This window comes from Pseudomonas sp. 21LCFQ010, from assembly GCF_024129905.1.
Taxonomy (GTDB): Bacteria; Pseudomonadota; Gammaproteobacteria; order Pseudomonadales; family Pseudomonadaceae; genus Aquipseudomonas.
In genome coordinates, this window is the sequence record NZ_JAMYDZ010000016.1 from 89,700 (window position 1) to 104,093 (window position 14,394).

The 14,394-nt window shown below is 59.0% G+C and carries 13 protein-coding genes and 2 tRNA genes; all 15 read right to left on the reverse strand.

Annotation, left to right across the window (positions count from 1 at the left end):
• Nucleotides 1–17: 17 nt before the first annotated feature.
• Nucleotides 18–980, reverse strand: coding sequence for a FecR domain-containing protein (locus NJC38_RS18395; protein WP_084710235.1), 963 nt, complete (start codon nucleotides 978–980; stop codon nucleotides 18–20).
• Nucleotides 977–1,492, reverse strand: a complete 516-nt coding sequence (locus NJC38_RS18400) for a sigma-70 family RNA polymerase sigma factor (protein ID WP_253116370.1) — start codon at nucleotides 1,490–1,492, stop codon at nucleotides 977–979. Before NJC38_RS18400 ends, NJC38_RS18395 begins: the two co-directional genes overlap by 4 nt.
• 190 nt (nucleotides 1,493–1,682) lie before the next feature.
• The gene (pnp, locus tag NJC38_RS18405) at nucleotides 1,683–3,788 is read right to left on the reverse strand and encodes a polyribonucleotide nucleotidyltransferase (protein ID WP_045487737.1); all 2,106 of its coding nucleotides are present in this window, start codon (nucleotides 3,786–3,788) and stop codon (nucleotides 1,683–1,685) included.
• Nucleotides 3,789–4,030: 242 nt separating this feature from the next.
• Nucleotides 4,031–4,300, reverse strand: coding sequence for a 30S ribosomal protein S15 (gene rpsO / locus NJC38_RS18410; protein WP_027900329.1), 270 nt, complete (start codon nucleotides 4,298–4,300; stop codon nucleotides 4,031–4,033).
• A 148-nt stretch (nucleotides 4,301–4,448) separates the two neighbouring features.
• A complete protein-coding gene (gene truB / locus NJC38_RS18415) occupies nucleotides 4,449–5,366 on the reverse strand; it encodes a tRNA pseudouridine(55) synthase TruB (protein ID WP_045487733.1) in 918 nt (305 codons plus the stop codon).
• 3 nt (nucleotides 5,367–5,369) lie between these two features.
• Entirely contained in the window at nucleotides 5,370–5,771 is a 402-nt protein-coding gene (gene rbfA / locus NJC38_RS18420; protein WP_253116372.1) for a 30S ribosome-binding factor RbfA, read from the reverse strand.
• A 135-nt stretch (nucleotides 5,772–5,906) separates the two neighbouring features.
• Entirely contained in the window at nucleotides 5,907–8,468 is a 2,562-nt protein-coding gene (gene infB / locus NJC38_RS18425; RefSeq protein ID WP_253116374.1) for a translation initiation factor IF-2, read from the reverse strand.
• A 27-nt stretch (nucleotides 8,469–8,495) separates the two neighbouring features.
• Nucleotides 8,496–9,977, reverse strand: coding sequence for a transcription termination factor NusA (gene nusA / locus NJC38_RS18430; protein WP_045487725.1), 1,482 nt, complete (start codon nucleotides 9,975–9,977; stop codon nucleotides 8,496–8,498).
• A 60-nt stretch (nucleotides 9,978–10,037) separates the two neighbouring features.
• Nucleotides 10,038–10,496 carry a ribosome maturation factor RimP gene (gene rimP / locus NJC38_RS18435; RefSeq protein ID WP_045494307.1) on the reverse strand — a complete coding sequence of 153 codons (459 nt, stop codon included), beginning with the start codon at nucleotides 10,494–10,496 and terminating at the stop codon, nucleotides 10,038–10,040.
• A gap of 169 nt (nucleotides 10,497–10,665) precedes the next feature.
• A tRNA-Met gene (locus NJC38_RS18440) sits at nucleotides 10,666–10,742 on the reverse strand.
• A 97-nt stretch (nucleotides 10,743–10,839) separates the two neighbouring features.
• A tRNA-Leu gene (locus NJC38_RS18445) sits at nucleotides 10,840–10,925 on the reverse strand.
• Nucleotides 10,926–10,969: 44 nt separating this feature from the next.
• Complete coding sequence (secG, locus tag NJC38_RS18450) at nucleotides 10,970–11,350, reverse strand: preprotein translocase subunit SecG (protein WP_084709964.1); 381 nt, start codon at nucleotides 11,348–11,350, stop codon at nucleotides 10,970–10,972.
• Between the two features lie 4 nt (nucleotides 11,351–11,354).
• Nucleotides 11,355–12,110 carry a triose-phosphate isomerase gene (gene tpiA / locus NJC38_RS18455; RefSeq protein ID WP_253116376.1) on the reverse strand — a complete coding sequence of 252 codons (756 nt, stop codon included), beginning with the start codon at nucleotides 12,108–12,110 and terminating at the stop codon, nucleotides 11,355–11,357.
• Nucleotides 12,111–12,176: 66 nt separating this feature from the next.
• The gene (gene glmM, locus NJC38_RS18460) at nucleotides 12,177–13,517 is read right to left on the reverse strand and encodes a phosphoglucosamine mutase (RefSeq protein ID WP_045487719.1); all 1,341 of its coding nucleotides are present in this window, start codon (nucleotides 13,515–13,517) and stop codon (nucleotides 12,177–12,179) included.
• An 18-nt stretch (nucleotides 13,518–13,535) separates the two neighbouring features.
• On the reverse strand, nucleotides 13,536–14,387 hold the full coding sequence (gene folP / locus NJC38_RS18465; RefSeq protein ID WP_253116379.1) for a dihydropteroate synthase: 852 nt from the start codon (nucleotides 14,385–14,387) through the stop codon (nucleotides 13,536–13,538).
• Nucleotides 14,388–14,394: the final 7 nt, after the last annotated feature.

A 14,394-nucleotide genomic window follows, 5' to 3' on the forward strand; every position in this document is an offset into this window, starting at 1 on the left:
AAACACGACAGGGTTTATCAACTTTTTTGCAGCGGCCCCAGCGTGACCCAATACCGCGTCACATAACTGACCTTCACCGGCAGGGTCAACGCCACTGCCGCCAGGACGCTGTCAGTGTCCTGTAGCTGGAAGGCACCGGAAATCAACAGCCCGGCCACTTGCGGCTCACAGCGGGTCCAGCCACGCCGGTAGCGCCCCAGCTCGGCGACAAAGTCAGCCAGCGGCATGCGTTCGACCCGCAGCACGCCGTCCAGCCAGTCAATGCCCCGCACCGGCTCAGGCAACGCCTGGACCGTGCGGGTCGTGACACGCGCCTGCTGGCCGGCAGCGACGTCCAGGCGCACGCCAGGCGCCTGGTGCGGCACGACGGCCACCTGCCCCTCCAGCACTTGCAGCAGGTCGTGGTCAGCCAACTGGCGAACCGAGAACTTCGTGCCGATCGGCCGGTAATTGCCAAGCCCGGACTCCACCGAAAACGGTCGGCCATCGGCTCGGCCGGTGGTGACGAAAATCTCGCCTTTGCGCAGCACCAGCATGCGCTCAGCCGGCGTGTAGCGTACGTCGATTGCACTGTCGGTATTGAGTTGCACCAAAGTGCCGTCAGACAGGCTGACGGTGCGGCGCTCGCCTACGCCGGTACTGATGTCCGCCACCAGCGAAACCACCGCCGGGCTGCGCGATGCGGCAAAGCCCAGCGAGCCGACGACGATCATGGTGGTCAAGCTCTTGAGTGCCAGGCGCCGTTTGAGGTTGGCACTGCGATACAGGGTCGAGCGCCCGACTGCCGGAGGAATACTCTGCAGTTGTTCGCTGAAGCGGTTGGCCAGTTGCCAGGCACGTTCGTGCTCGGCGTGCTGGCGTCGCCAGTGGGCGCAATTCTGGTGATCCTGCTCGGTTACGTCCGCAGCCTGCAGCCGCAGGATCCAGGCCGCCGCCTGGCGGGCAATCTCACGGTCAATCGGGACAGTCTTTGCACTCACAGCCATTCACTCGAAGCCAGGACGATACATTCCTCGAAACCTTGTAACAGATAACGCTGCACGGTACGCACGCTGATATTCAAGGTCAGGGCAATTTCTTCCTGGCTATAGCCCTCGATCTGCGACATCAAGAACGCCTGACGGGCCTTGGCCGAGAGCTTGGAAAGCACCTGATCGACCTCGTTGAGGGCTTCGAGGATGGCGGCCTGAGACTCAGCACTGGGCGCCTGTTCGTCCGGCAAGCTGGCCAGCGCATCGCGCCAGGCGTCTTCCAGAGAACGACGGCGATACAGGTTGGCCAGCAGACGCTTGGCAATGGTCGCCAGATAGGCGCGCGGCTCACGCAGATCTTCAGCCTGATGCGGGACACTCAGTACGCGCAGAAAAGTATCCTGGCTCAGGTCTGCGGCATCACTGCGGTCATGCACACGACGGCTCAACCAACCGGTCAGCCACGCATGATGAGCAGTGTAGAGGCGTTGGACAGGCGCATAGTCTGCGGGTGTAGACATGGAATGAGTAAGCTTTACTGATGAGAATGTATCTCAGTTTATACACTCCGGCCCGGTGCCAGCAATCGTCGTACAACCTCTCAGGCTGATTGCTGCAAAATCTGCAGGCGAAAAAAATCCGCGCTCATTGCTGAGCGCGGATTTTCGCAGGCAACCGGGCTACCCGCGGGCAGCCCGACTCACGCCTGAATCAGACGCCGGAAGCTTTGGCAGCCGCCACGTCTTTGATCGACAGTTTGATACGGCCGCGGTTGTCCACGTCCAGTACCAGCACTTCGACTTCCTGACCTTCCTTGAGGATGTCGGTCACTTTCTCTACGCGCGCATCGCTGAGCATCGAGATGTGAACCAGACCGTCCTTGCCAGGCAGGATGTTGACGAACGCACCGAAGTCAACGATACGCTCGACCTTGCCGACGTAGATCTTGCCGATCTCGGCCTCTGCGGTGATACCCAGTACGCGCTGACGGGCTGCTTCAGCGGCTTCTTTGGTTTCACCGAAGATCTTGATCGAGCCGTCGTCTTCGATGTCGATCGAAGCCTTGGTTTCTTCGCAGATGGCACGGATGGTCGCACCACCTTTGCCGATCACGTCGCGGATCTTGTCGGTATCGATCTTCATCGCCAGCATGGTCGGCGCGTTGGCCGACAGCTCGCTGCGCGACTGACCGATGATCTGGTTCATCTGACCGAGGATGTTCAGGCGTGCTTCCAGGGCCTGACCCAGGGCAATCTCCATGATCTCTTCGGTGATGCCCTTGATCTTGATGTCCATCTGCAGAGCAGTAACACCGTTGGCAGTACCGGCAACCTTGAAGTCCATGTCACCCAGGTGGTCTTCGTCACCGAGGATGTCGGTCAGGACTGCGAACTTCTCGCCTTCCTTGACCAGACCCATGGCGATACCGGCCACCGGCGCCTTGACCGGCACACCGGCGTCCATCAGCGCCAGCGAAGCACCGCAGACCGAAGCCATGGAGCTGGAACCGTTGGATTCGGTGATTTCCGATACCACGCGGATGGTGTACGGGAACTGGTCAGCGCTAGGCAGCATGGCCTGTACGCTGCGGCGTGCCAGACGGCCGTGACCGATCTCGCGACGGCCGGCACCGCCCATGCGACCACACTCGCCCACCGAGAACGGCGGGAAGTTGTAGTGCAGCATGAAGCTGTCTTTTTTCTCGCCTTCCAGGGTGTCGAGCAGTTGTGCATCACGGGCGGTACCCAGGGTTGCAACCACCAGCGCCTGGGTTTCGCCACGGGTGAACAGCGCCGAACCGTGAGTCTTTGGCAGAACGCCGACTTCGATGTTCAGCGGGCGAACGGTGCGGGTGTCACGGCCATCGATACGCGGCTTGCCGTTGACGATGTTCTCGCGCACGGTGCGGTATTCGATTTCACCGAAAGCAGCTTTGACTTCGCCAGCCGACGGGCCATTCTCTTCAACGGCCAGACGGGCAACAACCTGGTCACGCAACTCGCCCAGGCGAGCATAGCGGTCGGCCTTGACGGTGATGGTGTAAGCCTGGGAAATGGCTTCGCCGAACTCACTGCGAATGGCATTGAGCAGGACAGTGTTCTCGGCTTCTGGCTGCCAGTTCCAGGTTGGTTTGGCGGCTTCGGCAGCGAATTCCTTGACGGCGTTGATCACGGCCTGGAATTCGTCGTGGGCGAACAGTACGGCACCCAGCATCTGGTCTTCGGTCAGCTCTTTGGCTTCCGATTCAACCATCAGTACAGCCTCTGCAGTACCCGCCACGACCATGTCGAGGCTCGAAGCAGTCTGCTGCTCGTAAGTCGGGTTGAGCAGGTAGCCGGTTTCCGGGTGGTAGGCCACACGGGCAGCGCCCACCGGGCCGTCAAACGGGATGCCGGAGATGGCCAGGGCCGCGGAAGTACCGATCATCGCAGCGATGTCCGGATCAGTCTTCTTGCTGGTGGAAACCACGGTGCAGACGACCTGCACTTCGTTCAGGAAGCCTTCCGGGAACAGAGGACGGATCGGACGGTCGATCAGACGCGAGGTCAGGGTTTCTTTTTCGGAAGGACGGCCTTCACGCTTGAAGAAGCCACCCGGGATCTTGCCGGCCGCGTAGGTTTTTTCCTGATAGTGCACCGACAGCGGGAAAAAGCCCTTGCTTGGGTCGGCGTGCTTGGCACCGACTACGGTCACCAGAACGCTGACGTCGTCGTCAACGCTGACCAGTACTGCGCCTGAGGCCTGACGGGCAATGCGGCCTGTCTCCAGGGTTACGGTCGATTGACCGAACTGAAACTTCTTGATTACCGGGTTCACGGTTTCCTACCTTTCATTTGTGGCTCTGGGGAAAATGTCTTCTTGCGAATTCTTGGGCAGCACGGGGAATCGGCCCCGATGGCAGTCCAGATAAAACTTGAGGCTGGAAGCCTGCCAGACACATCGGTTTGACCGATATGCCCAGACAGGCTACCAACCTCATATTTCTTTCCGGCCAGACGCCTGGCCCGTCAGTGACTGACGCAACCAGGCTTGGCGGAAAGAGAGTCACCACGCCGTGATTAGCGACGCAGACCCAGACGGCCGATCAGAGCACTGTAACGGCTCACGTCTTTGCCTTTCAGGTAGTCCAGCAGCTTGCGGCGCTGGTTTACCATGCGGATCAGACCACGACGGGAGTGGTGGTCTTTACCGTTGGCCTTGAAGTGGCCTTGCAGCTTGTTGATGTTGGCGGTCAGCAGTGCAACTTGCACTTCTGGCGAACCAGTATCACCGGCAGCTTGCTGGTAGTCGGTTACGATCTGAGCTTTTTCTTCAACGCTGAGTGCCATTTGGGCAATCCTTCAAGTCAAGGAGCCGTCCTTGCGGGACGATTCCAACAGGCCAAGGCCAAAGCCTCGTATTTAAAAAAGAGATGTGACCGTGCCTGTTGACAGCCACCCTCGCCCGCATGCCTGACACCAGCCATGCGGATTTCGGTCACTCTGACCGAATCAGTCGACGCGGCGCAATACGCCCGTCTTCGCTCACTTCACCGATACCGATGAAGCGGCCCTGGTGATCCTGTACCCGGACCATGCCGAACTTCGGTGCGTCCGGCGCCCTGACTGGCTGACCATGCAGCCAGTAGAAAGCGCTGTGCTCCGAGAACTTCAGCAATGGCCAGTCGAGCAACCCGCTGTCTGAGGGCATCAGGAAGCGATCAATGGCTTCGTTGCCGCCTTCGGCATGGGCTTGCTCAAGCTCTTCCAGCGTGACCGTCTGGGCCAGACTGAAAGGGCCGGCCTGGGTGCGGCGCAACTCGGCGACGTAGGCACCGCAGCCAAGACGCTCACCAATATCTTCCACCAGGGTACGGATATAGGTGCCTTTGCTGCAATCCACGGCCAGTCGTGCAGTCTCGCCTTCGCACGCCAGCAACTCCAGGCGCGCAATAGTAACAGAACGCGCCTCGCGCTCCACTACTTCCCCTGCACGCGCCAGTTTATACAACGGCTGCCCATCACGCTTGAGAGCCGAGTACATCGGCGGTATCTGGCTGATCTGACCGGTAAAATCCGGCAGGATCGCTTCGATATCCTGGCGACCAACGGTCACCGGACGGGTTTGCAAAACCTCGCCTTCGGAGTCTGCGGTGGTCGTAGTCTTGCCCAACTGCGCCAGAGTCTCGTAAGACTTGTCGGAATCGAGCAGGTACTGCGAAAACTTGGTGGCTTCACCAAAGCACAGCGGCAAGACGCCAGTGGCCAAGGGGTCGAGGCTACCGGTATGGCCGGCTTTCTCGGCATTGAGCAACCAGCGCACCTTCTGCAGGGCCGCATTGGACGTGAAGCCCAGCGGCTTGTCGAGCAGGATGATACCGCTGACGTTACGGCGGATACGTTTGACCTGAGCCACCCGTCACTCCTTGGAATCGTCTGAGGCGGAGCCAGGCTGGTGCTGGCTGTCCTCAGCCACGGCGCGCTCGATCAGGGCCGAGAGGTGCGCACCACGCGACACGCTCTCGTCATAACGGAAATGCAACTGCGGTACGGTACGCAGCTTCATTTCACGACCGATCTGCATGCGCAGAAAGCCGGCCGCCGTGTTGAGCACCTTGATGCTCTGGGCAACTTCATCATTGCCGTCCCGCCCCATGACCGTGACATACACCTGAGCATGGCTCAGGTCACGGCTGACATCTACAGCAGTGATGGTGACCAGCCCCAGGCGCGGGTCTTTGACTTCACGACGGATCAGTTGCGCCAGCTCGCGCTGCATCTGATCGCCAATACGTTGGGTGCGGCTATATTCTTTGGCCATTTTTGATACCTGTTACTGACCCTGGGCGAAACCCTGAAGGTCTGAAAGCGGCAAACGCCCGGCCTGACGTAGGTCAGACCGGGCGTTGCGTTCAGCGCAAGGCACGGTAACAACGCCGTGCCCGAAACCCGCGATTTAGAGGCTGCGGGCCACCTGGACTTTCTCGAAGACTTCGATCTTGTCGCCGACCTTGACGTCGTTGTAGCTCTTGACGCCGATACCACATTCCATGCCGTTACGCACTTCAGAGGCGTCATCCTTGAAGCGACGCAGCGACTCCAGCTCGCCTTCGAAGATAACGATGTCTTCGCGCAGAACGCGGATCGGACGGTTACGGTGGACAGTACCCTCGATAACCATACAGCCGGCGATCGCACCAAACTTCGGCGAACGGAACACGTCACGGACTTCGGCAACACCGAGGATGTTCTCGCGAACATCGCTGCCAAGCATGCCGGTCAGGGCCTTCTTGACGTCTTCGATGATGTCATAGATCACGTTGTAGTAACGCATGTCCAGACCTTCCTGCTCGACGATCTTGCGCGCACCGGCATCGGCACGCACGTTGAAGCCGAACAGGACAGCGTTGGAGGCCAGTGCCAGGTTGGCGTCGCTCTCGGTGATACCACCGACACCGCCACCGATGACCCGGACCTGCACTTCATCGTTACCCAGACCGCCCAGAGCACCTTGCAGCGCCTCGAGCGAACCACGGACGTCGGATTTGAGGACGATGTTGAGCGTCTTCTTCTCTTCCTGGCCCATGTTTTCGAAGATGTTTTCCAGCTTGCCGGCATGAGCGCGAGCCAGTTTGACTTCGCGGAACTTGCCTTGACGGAACAGCGCAACTTCACGGGCCTTCTTCTCGTCAGCCAGTACAGTCATCTCGTCACCGGCCTCCGGGGTGCCATCCAGACCGAGAATCTCGACCGGGATCGACGGACCGGCTTCCTTCACAGGCTTGCCGTTCTCGTCGAGCATGGCGCGGATACGGCCATAGTTGGAGCCCACCAGAGCCATGTCGCCCTGACGCAGGGTACCGTCCTGAACCAGAACGGTGGCCACCGGGCCACGGCCCTTGTCCAGACGCGACTCGACCACCACACCACGACCCGGGGCCGATGGCGTAGCCTTGAGTTCCAGAACCTCGGCCTGCAGCAGTACGGCTTCGAGCAGTTCGTCAACACCGGTACCCATTTTCGCGGAAACCGGAACGAACGGCGTATCACCGCCCCACTCTTCAGACGTCACGCCGTGAACCGACAGCTCACTGCGGATACGGTCCAGATCAGCGCCTGGCTTGTCGATCTTGTTCACTGCAACCACCAGCGGAACGCCAGCCGCTACTGCGTGCTGAACCGCTTCGATGGTTTGCGGCATCACGCCGTCGTCGGCTGCAACCACCAGGATCACGATGTCAGTCGCCTTGGCACCGCGAGCACGCATGGCAGTAAACGCCGCGTGACCAGGGGTGTCGAGGAAGGTAACCATGCCACGCTCGGTTTCAACGTGGTACGCACCGATGTGCTGGGTAATGCCGCCGGCTTCGCCAGCCGCTACCTTGGCACGACGGATGTAGTCGAGCAGCGAGGTCTTACCATGGTCAACGTGACCCATGACGGTAACGACCGGAGCACGCGAGAAGGTCTCACCTTCGAACTTCAGGGACTCAGCCAGGGACTCTTCCAGCGCGTTGTCGCTGACCAGAGTGACCTTGTGACCCAGTTCTTCAGCGATCAGGTGCGCGGTTTCCTGGTCCAGTACCTGGTTGATGGTCACCGGGGTGCCCATCTTGAACATGAACTTGATGACCTCGGCCGCCTTGACCGACATCTTCACCGCCAGTTCGCCGACAGTAATGGTTTCACCAATGGCCACGTCACGGATGACTGGACCGGTCGGTGCCTGGAAGCCGTGAGCATTACGCTTCTTGAGCTTGGACTTGCCACCACGACCGCGACGGAAGCCATCGCTTTCTTCATCGGAGGTACGCGGTGCAACGCGCGCATTTGGCGCCTTGTCCTTGGCAGCAGGGCGGTGGGCGGCGCCTTTGCGCTCACCGTCGCCATTGCCACGGGCCGGACGGTCCTCGCTGCGATGGGTCTTCTCGGGACGACGCTCTTCGCGCTTGCGCACTTCAATGGTCGTGGTCGCCGGGGTGTTGTTGGCGGGTGCTGCAACCGGTGCTTCACGCACAGGCTCAGGCGCAGCAGCACGCTCGACCGCTGCCTCGACCGGCTTAGGCTTGTCGGCCACCGGCTGCGCCTTGGCTTCAACGTTCGCAGGGCGACGTGCATCTTCTTCGCTGCGACGCTTGGCTTCTTCTGCTTCAGCTTTCTGACGAACAGCCGCTTCGGCTGCACGGCGCTCATCGAGCTCGCGCTTGCGCTCGGCTTCAATTTCTTCAGCGCTGCGTTGTACGAAAACTTTCTTCTTGCGAACTTCTACGCTGATGCTCTTGCTACCGGCCACACGCAGAGTGCTGGTGGTCTTACGCTGCAAGGTAATCTTGCGCGGTTCTTCCGCCTTGCTCTTGTGACCGCTTTTCAGATGCGCCAACAGCGCCTGTTTTTCGTTATCGGTCACTACTTGCTCGGCGGCGGTGTGCGGCAGACCTGCCTCACGCATCTGCTGCAGCAGGCGCTCTACCGGTGTGTCAACCGTCTTGGCCAGTTCTTTCACCGTGACTTGCGTCATGCACTTCTCTCCTCAGGCCGCGCCTTGTTACTCGAACCAATGGGCACGGGCGGCCATGATCAACTTGCCGGCACGATCGTCGTCGATGCCGTCGATGTCGAGCAGGTCGTCAATCGACTGCTCGGCCAGGTCTTCGCGGGTCAGGACGCCGCGCACCGCCAGTTCCATCGCCAGGTCCTTGTCCATACCCTCAAGAGAGAGCAGGTCTTCGGCTGGTTGGGCGTCTGCCAGTTTTTCCTCAGTAGCGATGGCTTTGGTCAACAGGCGATCCTTGGCGCGAGCACGAAGCTCATTGACGATGTCCTCGTCAAAGCCGTCGATGTTGAGCATTTCTTCCAGCGGTACGTAGGCGATTTCTTCGAGGCTGGTAAAGCCTTCGTCGACCAGAACCTGAGCCAGCTCTTCGTCGACTTCAAGGTCGTCGATGAAATTGCGCAGGATATCTCCGGTCTCCGCCTGTTGCTTGGCCTGAATGTCCGACTCGGTCATTACATTCAGAGTCCAGCCGGTCAATTGACTGGCCAGACGTACGTTCTGTCCACCACGACCGATGGCCTGAGCCAGGTTGTCCGCGCCAACCGCGATGTCCATTGCATGAGCGTCTTCATCAACGATGATTGCCGCCACTTCAGCAGGGGACATTGCATTGATCACGAATTGTGCCGGGTTGTCGTCCCACAGCACGATATCCACACGTTCACCGCCCAATTCGCCCGAAACAGCCTGGACACGCGAACCGCGCATGCCAATACAGGCACCTTGCGGATCAATACGCTTGTCCTTGGAGCGAACAGCAATCTTGGCTCGCGACCCCGGATCACGGGAAGCAGCCATCACTTCGATCAACCCTTCGGCGATCTCCGGGACTTCAATACGGAACAGCTCGATCAGCATTTCTGGCGCAGTACGCGACAGAATCAGCTGCGGGCCACGGTTCTCAGTGCGGATTTCTTTTAGCAGCGCTCGCAGGCGGACACCAACCCGGAAAGTCTCACGGGAGATGATGTCTTCACGTGCTAGCAGTGCTTCGGCATTGTTGCCCAGGTCGACGATGACGCTGTCACGCGTGACCTTCTTGACGGTGCCGGAAATAATTTCACCCAGACGCTCACGGTAAGCGTCAACCACCTGGGCGCGCTCGGCTTCACGAACCTTCTGGACAATGACTTGCTTGGCGGTCTGCGCGGCGATACGACCGAACTCGATGGACTCGATCTTCTCCTCGATGACTTCGCCAGCCACAGCGCCCGGTTTGTGCGCCTGGGCCTGATCTACCGCGTACTGGTGTGCCGGATCATCAAGGTCTTCGTCCTCGACCACAGTCCAGCGACGGTATGTCTCGTAATTGCCGGTGTGACGGTTGATTTCAACACGCACATCGACTTCATCTTCATAGCGTTTTTTTGTCGCGGTAGCCAGTGCCAGCTCCAGCGCTTCAAAAATAACACCCGCCGGTACGCCCTTTTCATTGGACACCGACTCAACAACCAGCAGTACTTCTTTGCTCATCGTACGCCTCGCCTTTCGCAAGCCATTGGATCCGCGGGATCCGCAGTATCTGGCACGTCTTCAGTCAAACGTGGGAATGATGTTGGCCTTGTCGATCATGTCGATCGGCAACAGGTACTCATGGTCATCAACCTGCACCACGACATCCTGCTCCTCCACCCCGCGGAGAAGGCCCTGAAAGTTGCGACGTCCTTCATATGGCGAACGCAGCTTAATTTTCACTTGGTTCCCAGTGTGCAAAGCAAACTGTTCAAGTGTGAACAGTGGGCGATCCATGCCGGGAGACGACACTTCCAGCGTGTACTCAGAGCTGATTGGATCTTCTACATCCAATATGCCACTGACCTGACGACTGACGATTTCGCAGTCTTCCACCAGGACGCCGCCTTCCTTATCGATAAAAATGCGCAGCATTGAATGCCGGCCCTGGGAAACGAACTCGATCCCCCAGCATGTGTAGCCAAGTGCTTCGACCACTGGGGCCAGCATGGCCTGCAACTGTTCCAGCTTGCTCGACATCTGAACCCCCTCGTGCATGCTTTGAAAATAAAAAAATGGGCACAAGCCCATCAGTGAAAACGCCGCTGAACACCGACGTCATGTTCGGAAACCTCTAAAAATCGCATCTTTAGAGAGATCCGTTCTGTCCAGCTAACAAAAAGCCCCTTGATAGGGGCTCCGCTAAAACTGGTTGCGGGGGCTGGATTTGAACCAACGACCTTCGGGTTATGAGCCCGACGAGCTACCAGACTGCTCCACCCCGCGACAAAGCTGGGGGCGGATTATACGATCGATTACTTGACAGGTCAATCGAACATCCACCTACAAGAAAGCCCGCTAATGCGGGCCATCTTGTTTTATATGGTACCGAGAAGGGGACTCGAACCCCTACACCCTATGGGCACAACCACCTCAAGGTTGCGTGTCTACCAATTCCACCACCTCGGCATTACAACACTTTGACGATATCAACTACATCGTCGAATTCTTGCTTACTTTTCCGGAGCCTGAGGAACATCGGCCGGTACAGTAGCTGCGGGCTTCTGGCCGTCAAGCATAGGAACATCGTCGGATGCCGGCTTTTGCTTGATTTCCATTACCGCTGGATCTGGCAAACCTACCTGATTCAGCTCTTGAGCTTTTTCTTTAGCAAAGTAACCTAAACCCAAGCTACTCAAGAAAAAACATGCTGCAAGTATAGCAGTAAACTTACTAAGAAAGGTAGCACTTCCTTGGCTTCCGAAGACAGTATTTGATGCACCCGCACCAAATGAAGCACCTGCTTCAGCACCCTTACCCTGCTGCATCAGAACCAGGGCTACAACACCCAGGGCACCCAGCAGATGAAAAACGATTACGACTGTTTCCAGCATATTGTCAGTTTCCCGCGGCGCGACAGATCGCACCGAACTCATCTGCATTCAGGGAAGCTCCACCAACAAGCCCCCCATCGATATCCGGCATACTGAAAAGCTCAGCCGCATTGGCCGCCTTTACACTGCCGCCGTAGAGAAGTCGCACACCTTGTGCAACCCCAGAATCATTTTCGGCCAGTTGCGCACGTATTGCTGCGTGCACCTCCTGCGCCTGCTCAGGTGTTGCCGTCAACCCGGTGCCAATGGCCCATACAGGCTCGTAGGCAACAACGGCATTGACCAGCGCCTGGATACCAAACGCCTTGATGACACTGTCAAGCTGCTGCCCGACCACCTCAAGAGTTTGACCCGCCTCGCGCTGTGCAAGAGTTTCCCCAACACACAACACCGGCACCAGACCACTTGCCTGAATGGCCGCAAACTTGCGATTGAGCACTTCGTCAGACTCGCCCAACAAAAGGCGTCGCTCGGAGTGACCAACCAGAACCAGCTTGCAACCCGCATCGACCAACTGAACCGATGCCGTCTCGCCTGTCAGGGCGCCCTGCTCAGCCTGAACGGCTGCATCCTGGGCTCCCACGACGATCGACGTACCTTGGAGCCCGTCGACCACTTGACCGATATGCAGACTCGAAGGAATCACTGCAACATCAACACTGCCAGGCAGGTCCTGCGCTGCGAGTCCCTCGACCAGCTCAGCGACGCTGGCGCGGGTACCGTGCATCTTCCAGTTACCAGCTACCATAGGGCGACGCATGCTTTACCTCGTCGGTCAAAGTGGGCGCAGATATTACCCAACCATTTCAAAGCTGGCAAGCCGTTTTCAGGAACAAACTTCATCGACCAGCCTGGCCAGTTCTTCGGCATAGGCCCGGACCCGCACTTCGTCCTCACCTTCGACCATGACACGCACCAGCGGCTCGGTCCCGGACTTGCGCAACAACACCCGACCACGCCCGGCCATTTCGTCGGTTACCCGGGCACAAGCCTGCTGCACGGACGGATGAGCGACCGGATCCAGGCCGCCGGCGAAGCGCACATTGATCAACACCTGAGGGCATTTACGCAGTTTCTGGCGCGCCTGAGCCAGGCTTTCACCTGCACGACGCAGGGCCATCAACACCTGCAGCGCGGCGATAACGGCATCCCCGGTCGTGGTGTGCTGCATGCATACCACATGTCCGGAGTTCTCACCGCCGAGCAGCCAATTGCGCTCCAGCAGTTCGGCAATCACGTAGCGGTCACCGACATTGGCCCGAACAAATGGAATGCCGAGCTCGGCCAGCCCCAGCTCAAGCCCCAGATTGCTCATCAATGTACCGACGACACCGCCATTGAGGCGATCACGCTGATGCATGTCGCGGGCAATGATGTACATCAACTCATCGCCATCGACTATCGCACCGGTCTGGTCGACCATCAGCACCCGGTCACCATCGCCGTCAAAGGCGATGCCCAGGTCGGCCTTCTCGGCCAGCACGGCGGCCTGCAAGGACTCAAGGTGCGTGGAACCGCAGTTTTCGTTGATATTCAGGCCGTTGGGCTGCGCAGCCAGAACACTGACCTGCGCACCCAGCTCGCGAAACACGCTGGGCGCGATCTTGTAGGTAGCCCCATGAGCACAATCGACCACCAGTTTCAGCCCGGCAAAGCTGGTGCCCGTCGGCACGCTGCTCTTGCAGAACTCGATATAACGGCCGGCCGCGTCGTTGATCCGCGACACCTTGCCCAGATTCTCCGAGTCCACGACGGTCATCGGCGCATCGAGCAATTCTTCGATCATCATTTCGATCTCGTCAGGCAGCTTGGTGCCCTGCCCCGAGAAAAACTTGATGCCGTTATCGTAATGCGGATTGTGCGATGCGCTGATCACGATACCGGCTTCTGCGTGAAAGGTGCGCGTCAGGTAGGCGATCGCCGGCGTAGGCATCGGACCGAGCAACATGACATCGGCCCCGGCAGCCGAAAGACCGGCCTCCAGGGCGGATTCGAACATGTAGCCAGAAATACGAGTGTCCTTACCCACCAGAATTCGGCAGGCGCCCATACGGCGAAACGCCATGCCCGCTGCCCAGCCCAGCTTAAGCATGAAATCAGGGGTAATCGGGTACTGGCCAACACGACCGCGAATGCCGTCGGTGCCGAAATATTTTTTGGTAGTCATGGGTGCTCCACAGTGTTCTTATTCAGCTGACTCGACAGCTGTAATCATGCGCACGACGTCGACCGTCTCGGCAACATCGTGCACACGCAGGATCCGCGCGCCCTTGCTCATCGCCAGAGCCGCCAGGGCCAGACCGCCATACAGGCGCTCATCCACCGCACGCCCCAGCACACCGCCAATCATGCTCTTGCGCGAGACACCCACCAAGAGTGGACGCCCCAGCGCATGCAGAACTTCCATGTGCTTGAACAGGCTGAGATTGTGATCCAGTGTCTTGGCGAAGCCAAACCCGGGGTCGAGAATAATGCGCTCAGCGCCAATACCGACGGCTGCGCACTGCTTCATACGCTCGACCAGAAAATCACTGACTTCCTGAACCAGGTCGCGATAGTGCGGATTATCCTGCATATCGCCAGGCTCGCCCAGCATGTGCATCAGACAAACCGGCAAACCGGTCTGCGCAGCCGCCTCCAGAGCACCAGGACGGCGCAGCGAGCGGACGTCGTTGATCAGCCCCGCCCCCAGACGTGCGGTTTCCAGAATCACCTCAGGGGTTGAGGTATCTACGGAAATCACCACATCCAGTTCTTGAGCGACCCGCTCGACCAACGGCGCAACCCGCTCCAGCTCTTCGAGCACAGAAACAGGTGGCGCACCGGGACGAGTGGACTCACCGCCAATGTCGATCAGAGTCGCGCCAGCCAGCACCATCGCTTCGGCGTGACGCAGCGCAGCATCAAGCTGACTGTAGCGGCCGCCATCGGAGAAAGAGTCGGGAGTCGCATTCAGAATGCCCATGACATGCGTCCGGGCCAAATCAAGAACCCGGTTGCCGCAAGGCAACCGGGTCGGATACAGCGTTGAAGTCATGTCAGAC

What these genes read in the sequence shown, in the direction of transcription:
- NJC38_RS18400 (WP_253116370.1), bottom strand. Translation starts at nt 1,492, where the DNA reads ATGTCTACACCCGCAGACTATGCGCCTGTCCAACGCCTCTACACTGCT.
- rpsO (WP_027900329.1), bottom strand. Translation starts at nt 4,300, where the DNA reads ATGGCACTCAGCGTTGAAGAAAAAGCTCAGATCGTAACCGACTACCAG.
- rbfA (WP_253116372.1), bottom strand. Translation starts at nt 5,771, where the DNA reads ATGGCCAAAGAATATAGCCGCACCCAACGTATTGGCGATCAGATGCAG.
- infB (WP_253116374.1), bottom strand. Translation starts at nt 8,468, where the DNA reads ATGACGCAAGTCACGGTGAAAGAACTGGCCAAGACGGTTGACACACCG.
- nusA (WP_045487725.1), bottom strand. Translation starts at nt 9,977, where the DNA reads ATGAGCAAAGAAGTACTGCTGGTTGTTGAGTCGGTGTCCAATGAAAAG.
- rimP (WP_045494307.1), bottom strand. Translation starts at nt 10,496, where the DNA reads ATGTCGAGCAAGCTGGAACAGTTGCAGGCCATGCTGGCCCCAGTGGTC.
- secG (WP_084709964.1), bottom strand. Translation starts at nt 11,350, where the DNA reads ATGCTGGAAACAGTCGTAATCGTTTTTCATCTGCTGGGTGCCCTGGGT.
- tpiA (WP_253116376.1), bottom strand. Translation starts at nt 12,110, where the DNA reads ATGCGTCGCCCTATGGTAGCTGGTAACTGGAAGATGCACGGTACCCGC.
- glmM (WP_045487719.1), bottom strand. Translation starts at nt 13,517, where the DNA reads ATGACTACCAAAAAATATTTCGGCACCGACGGCATTCGCGGTCGTGTT.
- folP (WP_253116379.1), bottom strand. Translation starts at nt 14,387, where the DNA reads ATGACTTCAACGCTGTATCCGACCCGGTTGCCTTGCGGCAACCGGGTT.